Source organism: Lacrimispora sp. (assembly GCF_032078915.1).
In the GTDB taxonomy this organism is placed as follows: Bacteria; Bacillota; Clostridia; order Lachnospirales; family Lachnospiraceae; genus Lacrimispora.
Genome location: NZ_DAMAUN010000170.1, coordinates 1 through 5608, shown reverse-complemented (window position 1 = coordinate 5608; position 5608 = coordinate 1). Strand labels below are relative to the sequence as shown.

At 44.7% G+C, this 5608-nt stretch carries 6 protein-coding genes; all 6 read left to right on the top strand.

Going from position 1 to position 5608, the window contains the following annotated elements:
- The coding region (locus RT269_RS29645) for a carbohydrate ABC transporter permease (RefSeq protein WP_313188098.1) at positions 1-612 on the top strand (612 nt) is incomplete at its 5' end.
- 16 nt (positions 613-628) lie between these two features.
- Positions 629-1450, top strand: a complete 822-nt coding sequence (locus RT269_RS29640; protein ID WP_313188096.1) for a carbohydrate ABC transporter permease — start codon at positions 629-631, stop codon at positions 1448-1450.
- A gap of 119 nt (positions 1451-1569) precedes the next feature.
- A complete protein-coding gene (locus RT269_RS29635; RefSeq protein ID WP_313188095.1) occupies positions 1570-2097 on the top strand; it encodes a GNAT family N-acetyltransferase in 528 nt (175 codons plus the stop codon).
- A gap of 224 nt (positions 2098-2321) precedes the next feature.
- Positions 2322-3992 carry a Na/Pi cotransporter family protein gene (locus tag RT269_RS29630; RefSeq protein WP_313188094.1) on the top strand — a complete coding sequence of 557 codons (1671 nt, stop codon included), beginning with the start codon at positions 2322-2324 and terminating at the stop codon, positions 3990-3992.
- Positions 3993-4113: 121 nt separating this feature from the next.
- Positions 4114-5145: a type I glyceraldehyde-3-phosphate dehydrogenase gene (gap, locus tag RT269_RS29625; RefSeq protein ID WP_054791531.1), complete on the top strand. Its 1032-nt coding sequence runs from the start codon at positions 4114-4116 to the stop codon at positions 5143-5145.
- Positions 5146-5303: 158 nt separating this feature from the next.
- A partial coding sequence (pgk, locus tag RT269_RS29620) for a phosphoglycerate kinase (protein WP_313188092.1) occupies positions 5304-5608 on the top strand: 305 nt, incomplete at its 3' end.

The following is a 5608-nucleotide window of genomic DNA, read 5'->3' as shown; positions in this document are numbered from 1 at the left end:
GCAAGGGGAGTAAAAGGGGAAAAGTTCTTTCGTACCGTTTACTTTCTGCCGGTGGTCATTTCCAGTATGGTGATCGGGCAGCTTTGGATGAAGATGTTTAACAGCGAATATGGACTTTTAAACCATTTGATCCGCGCTCTGGGAGCCTCTGATTTCAGCTATTCCTGGCTTTCCAATCCTAAAACTGCATTTCTCTCCACTTTGATTCCTGCAGTATGGCAGTACATAGGCTACCACATGCTGATTTTTTATGCAGGGATCAAATCCATTTCCCAGGACTATTATGAGGCGGCTCAAATCGACGGCGCCAGTAAGTGGCAGGTGAATACAAAGATTACCCTGCCCCTCTTAGCGCCGGTGATCAAGACCTGCGTCATATTCTCCATTACCGGTTCCCTAAGGGCCTTTGACTTAATCTATGTCATGACCGGAGGCGGTCCAAACCATGCCAGTGAAGTGCCTGCAACCCTGATGTACAATAATTTATTCCGCAGAGGCCTATACGGGTATGGAAGCGCACAGGCATTTTTCATTGTAGTGGAATGCCTGCTGTTCACCTTTATTGTAAGCAGGCTGTTTAAAAAAGCGGAAGAAAATGCATCAGCCATATAAATGAGGAGACGATCCTATGAAGATGAAAAAAAAGATAAAGTTATTGCTGCTGTGCCTCATTGCACTGACTCAGCTTTTTCCCTTATATTGGCTTTTTACCTTTTCCTTAAAAAGCAATGGAGAGATATTTGGAGAAAATCCCATCGGGCTTCCCCAGATCTGGAGATGGGAAAATTACGGAAACGCATTTACCCAGACAAATTTAATCCGGTACTTTTTAAACTCCGTATTCTATTCCATGGCAACCGTGGCCGTTGCTGGAATTTTATCTGCAATGGCTGCTTACGCCATAGCCAGAATGAAATGGAAGCTTAAATCCCTGGTATTTGGAATTTTCGCATTGGGAATTATGATTCCGGCCCAGGCCGCCCTGCTTCCCCTCTTTCAGGTCCTTGATAAAACTGGGTTAAAGGGCGGATACTTAGGGCTTCTGATTCCTTATATTGCGGGAGCTCTTCCCATGAGCATCATGATATTAATCGGATTTTACAAAAGCATTCCAATAGAAATAGAAGAGGCAGCCTGTATTGATGGCTGCGGGATTTTCCGGTGCTTTGCAGCCATCATACTTCCCATCGTCAAGCCGGCGATTGCCACTGCATCAATTTTTACATTTTTAGGGACCTGGAATGAGCTGATGTTAGCCAATACCTTTGTGGACAGCGACCGGTACCGGACCTTGCCAGTGGGTATCATGTCCTTTGCAGGTCAATATTCCACCGATTGGGGTCTGATCGGAGCGGGCATGGTCATTGCCACTCTGCCCACCATTGTTATTTATTTTATGCTGAGCAATCAGATTCAGGATAGCCTGATTGCAGGCGCGGTGAAAGGATGATAAAATTATGCTTGATAAAAGAGGAAGAGGTTTATTGGAGCTGATACAATGAAGCTATGAATACAGATTTGCTCCTGCATTCCTGCCAGTTGTAATATTCTGAAAGGTGAAAGGTACGTATGAACATTATCATTGAGAAGGGAACAAAATACGACATTGACCAGCTTGAGCAGCTCTATGACGATCTGAATGATTTTCTGGAGACTGGCATTAACTATCCCGGTTGGAGGAAGGGTATATATCCGGCCCGTGAAGATGCAGTTAACGGTGTTGCAAATGACAATCTTTATGTTGCAAAGGCTGCAGGAAAGATCGTTGGCTCATTGATATTAAGTCATGAGCCGGAGTCTGCATATCATAAGGTGCAATGGGGGATAAATGCTGACTATTCCGATATATTTGTGATTTATACGTTTGCTGTTCATCCTGAGTACCTCAAAAATGGAGTTGGCATGGCGTTGATGGATTTTGCAGTTCAACATGGGATGAAAGAACATGCAAAAGCGATCCGCCTTGATGTTTATGAAAAGAACTTACCTGCTGTTAAGCTGTATGAAAAGTGCGGATTTAAGTATGTGGATACCGTAGACCTGGGACTTGGAAACTATGGATTGCATTGTTTTAAGTTATATGAAAAAATATTGTAAATTTCTCCATGGCTGAACCGCCCGCTGATTTTCGATCAGCAGGGCGGTTTTTTGGCTTGTATGAGGGTATTAGCTTTACCTGAATTTCACCAAAATTTTACATAATTTTTAAAAAACATTGAAAAAGCAATTCCGCCTATGTTATATTTTAAACTGTGCGTCTTCCGGAAAGAGGGAGGCGTGCTGGAATAAAAACATAATCAGTGTTTATAAGGAGGTACTACATGTCTGTAAATGACATATCGAGTCTGTTTGGTTTTATGGGGGGACTGGGAATGTTCCTGTATGGCATGAATACCATGGCAGACGGCATGCAGAAGAGCGCAGGAAGCAGGATGAGCCGTTTTTTGGGAATGCTTACAAACAACCGTTTCCTGGCGGTGCTTCTGGGCGCACTTATCACAGCGATCATCCAGAGCAGCGGAGCGACCACGGTCATGGTGGTCGGCTTTGTAAGCGCCGGGGTGCTTAATTTGACCCAGGCGGTCGGCGTTATCATGGGAGCTAACATTGGTACCACCATAACGGCCTGGATCGTATCCATGAATCAGCTGGGAGATGCGTTTTCCATATTGCAGCCCTCCTTTTGGGCCCCTCTCTTCATTGGAATCGGGGCGGTTCTTTTGCTGTTCGGCAATAAACAGAGGATGAAAACCATAGGAGAGATCCTGGTGGGCCTTGGCATGCTGTTTGTTGGCCTGGATTTTATGTCAGGAGCAATTTCTCCCTATACCGATGCCCCTATTTTTTCAGAGGCATTCCGGCTTTTAGGAAGAAATCCGTTGCTGGGCATGCTGATCGGCGCTTTGGTAACGGCTCTCCTTCAAAGCTCTTCCGCATCGGTAGGAATCCTTCAGACCCTTGCCATGAACGGAGTAGTTACTACCAATGCAGCTATATTTATCACTCTTGGCCAGAACATCGGTTCCTGCGTGACTGCCCTCATTTCCAGTATTGGCGGCTCCAGGACTGCAAAGCGGGCGGCAGTGATCCATTTGTCCTTTAATGTGCTGGGAGCCATTATTTTTGGCATCGGTTCTTTTGTCCTTTTTATGGTCACCCCGGCTTTGGCGGCCCATAACATCACTGCAGTACAGATTTCCATATTCCATACGTTCTTTAACCTGACCAATACACTCCTCCTGTTCCCCTTCGCAAAACAGCTGGTGGATTTATCCGGCTTTTTTGTTCCGGAGAGGGGAACCGATGATGGTGATATGGCGGGAGAAGAAGCTGTGACCATGAAGCACCTGGATGAGAGGATCTTTGAGTCACCGGCTTTTGCTGTAGAAACAGCCTCCATGGAGGTGGTGCATATGGGACAGATCACTTTGGAAAATGTGAAGCTGGCTATGGACGCGGTCCTCACGAAAAATGGGGATAAAGTAAAAGAAGTGTATAAAACAGAAAAGACGATCAATAATATGGAAAAGATGTTGATGGAATATCTGGTCAAAATCGACAATCTGTCCCTGACAGAGGAGCAAAAGCTGGTAGTCAACAACTTATTTTACAGCATCAATGATATAGAACGTGTAGGTGACCACGCAGAAAACTTAGCGGAGCAGGCAGAATATATGGTTCAGCATGAAATCAGTTTCTCCGGTACCGGTGCTTCTGATCTGGAGGTTATCTGTCAGGCGGCTTACAATTCCTTTTTTCATTCCATCGAAGCCAGGAGAAAAGGTGACATGGAAGATATCCGTAAGGTGAGCAAGTGGGAGGATGAAGTGGATCTTCTTGAGGAGGAGCTTAGGGAAAAGCATATCGAGCGTCTTTCCTCAGGCGGGTGCAATCCCTCGGCAGGTGTTGTGTTCCTGGAGCTTATCAGCAATCTGGAACGTATTTCCGACCATTCCTATAATCTGGCCAGCTATGTAAAGAGTGAGGTTTAAGGAGAGCAAAACCAAAATAAAAAAAAGGACTTGCTATTTAGTGGAATATTAGGTAAAATAAAGGGTAGTTGATTAATATTTAACAATCAAATTTAATTTTATTCTTAGGAGGAATTGAATTATGGCAGTAAAAGTGGCGATTAATGGTTTCGGCCGTATTGGCCGTCTTGCATTCAGACAGATGTTTGGCGCAGAGGGCTATGAAGTAGTAGCTATTAACGATTTAACAGATCCAAAGATGTTAGCACATTTATTAAAATATGACACTGCTCAGGGCGGATACGCTGGATACTATGGTGAAGGTATTCACACAGTAGAGGCTTCCGAGGACTCCATTACTGTAGATGGTAAGACTATTAAAATTTATGCCCAGGCAAAAGCTGCTGAACTTCCATGGGGAGAGATCGGCGTTGATGTAGTTCTTGAGTGTACAGGATTCTACTGCTCCAAGGACAAAGCTCAGGCTCACATCGATGCAGGCGCTAAGAAGGTTGTTATCTCTGCTCCGGCAGGAAACGATCTTCCAACCGTTGTTTACAGCGTAAATGAGAATGTATTGACAGCAGATGACAAGATCATCTCCGCTGCTTCCTGTACAACAAACTGCCTGGCTCCTATGGCTAAGACTCTTAACGATTATGCACCGATCCAGTCCGGTATCATGAGTACAATCCATGCTTACACAGGCGATCAGATGATCCTTGACGGACCTCACAGAAAAGGTGATTTAAGAAGAGCAAGAGCAGGCGCTGCCAACATCGTTCCAAACTCCACCGGCGCTGCAAAAGCAATCGGTCTGGTTATTCCGGAATTAAACGGCAAGTTAATCGGTTCCGCACAGCGTGTACCGGTTCCAACAGGCTCCACTACCATCTTAACAGCAGTTGTTAAGGGCGCAGACGTAACCAAGGAAGGCATTAACGCAGCTATGAAGGCAGCGGCAAGCGATTCCTTCGGATACAATACAGATGAAATCGTTTCCTCTGATGTTGTTGGTATGAGATTTGGTTCCTTATTCGATTCTACTCAGACCATGGTTTCCAAGATCGGCGATGATTTATATCAGGTTCAGGTTGTTTCATGGTATGACAACGAGAACTCCTATACAAGCCAGATGGTTCGTACAATTAAGTACTTTGCTGAGTTAGGCTAATGATCCACAAAGGGTCCGGTCGTTATGGACCGGGCCTTTTATTTTTATATATCTTGAAAAATAAAGGAAACACCTTACAGGTATCCTTTTATGCCCAATAAAACGGGGTGGGTTCTGCCCAAAAACATGGGCTAAAAATAGGAAAGGAGCATTGAAATATGCTTAATAAGAAAACAGTTGATGATTTAACCGGATTACAGGGAAAGAAAGTTTTAGTGAGATGTGATTTTAACGTGCCGTTAAAGGATGGAGTAATTCAGAACTTCAACCGTATTGACGGAGCCGTTCCTACAATTAAGAAATTATTGGATCAGGGCGCGAGAGTGATTCTTTGTTCCCATTTAGGAAAGCCGAAGGGCGAGCCTCTTCCGGAGATGTCTCTGGAGCCGGTTGCTCCCGCTTTAAGTGAAAGACTTGGAGTAGAAGTTAAATTTGTAAACGATCCAAAGGTAACAGGTCCTGA

Bases quoted from the DNA above. Each gene is read 5' to 3' on its own strand.
- RT269_RS29640 (WP_313188096.1), top strand. From the start codon at position 629: ATGAAGATGAAAAAAAAGATAAAGTTATTGCTGCTGTGCCTCATTGCA.
- RT269_RS29635 (WP_313188095.1), top strand. From the start codon at position 1,570: ATGAACATTATCATTGAGAAGGGAACAAAATACGACATTGACCAGCTT.
- RT269_RS29630 (WP_313188094.1), top strand. From the start codon at position 2,322: ATGTCTGTAAATGACATATCGAGTCTGTTTGGTTTTATGGGGGGACTG.
- gap (WP_054791531.1), top strand. From the start codon at position 4,114: ATGGCAGTAAAAGTGGCGATTAATGGTTTCGGCCGTATTGGCCGTCTT.